Source organism: Oleiphilus sp. HI0079 (genome assembly GCF_001635105.1).
Window position 1 is genome coordinate 1 of the sequence record NZ_LWFT01000066.1, and the last position, 759, is coordinate 759.

Consider the following 759-nt stretch of genomic DNA (forward strand, 5'->3'; position numbering starts at 1 on the left):
ATCGCTAAAGATTGATCAAACTCTCCGTTTGACGCATGAAGACCGCGTGCTTGAAGGCGTGGTCACGCGCATTAAATTAAGCCTTTCTTCTTCGCGTTCTTCTGATGTGTACATGAGTGTCATGACAGCAGATGAGGCGCTTGTACCCGGAGAAATCGTCAATATTGAAATCCCGGCATCTGTGCGCGCTGATGGCGTATGGCTGCCTCTTACGGCGCTCACTGAATACGGCAGAGGGCTCTGGTCGGTCTATCTAGCGGAACCAGATCCAAATGAGGCGATCAAGAATAATCGCTCCCAGATACGCCGCACCGTTGTGTCCATCAGTCGTGTTCGGGGCGATTACGCGCTCGTTACGGGTGGCGTCGACGTGGAGAACAGAGGGCGGGTTGTTGCTCAAGCAACGCACCGCATTGTTGAAGGGCAATATGTAAGAACGCAACCTACCTCTTCTGTTGCGAGCAAGTAGGCATGGAACAAAAAACGACCAAATCAGAGTCTGTATATTCGCTGCGCTCGGCATACTATCGAAACCCACACCTGTTAATGATGACTCTCATCGTTATTTGTGCAGCCGGCCTATCATCTTGGTTTTCCTTACCGAAGGTTGAGGATCCCAGAATTACCCAACGGTTTATTTCGATTATCACAGAGTTTCCGGGTGCCTCTGCTCGGCTGGTCGAATCGACCGTGACGGAGGTCTTAGAGTCTGAGCTTGCAAGCATTTCAGAAATAAAAACGATCAATTCTACATCCCGA

General features: G+C 50.2%; 2 protein-coding genes. Both read left to right on the forward strand.

Features of this window, described 5'->3' with window-relative positions:
• Positions 1-469, forward strand: a 469-nt coding sequence (locus A3750_RS25625; RefSeq protein ID WP_197474779.1) for a hypothetical protein, incomplete at its 5' end; no start/stop codon positions are given.
• A 2-nt stretch (positions 470-471) separates the two neighbouring features.
• Positions 472-759, forward strand: a 288-nt coding sequence (locus A3750_RS00995) for an efflux RND transporter permease subunit (protein WP_156498286.1), incomplete at its 3' end; no start/stop codon positions are given.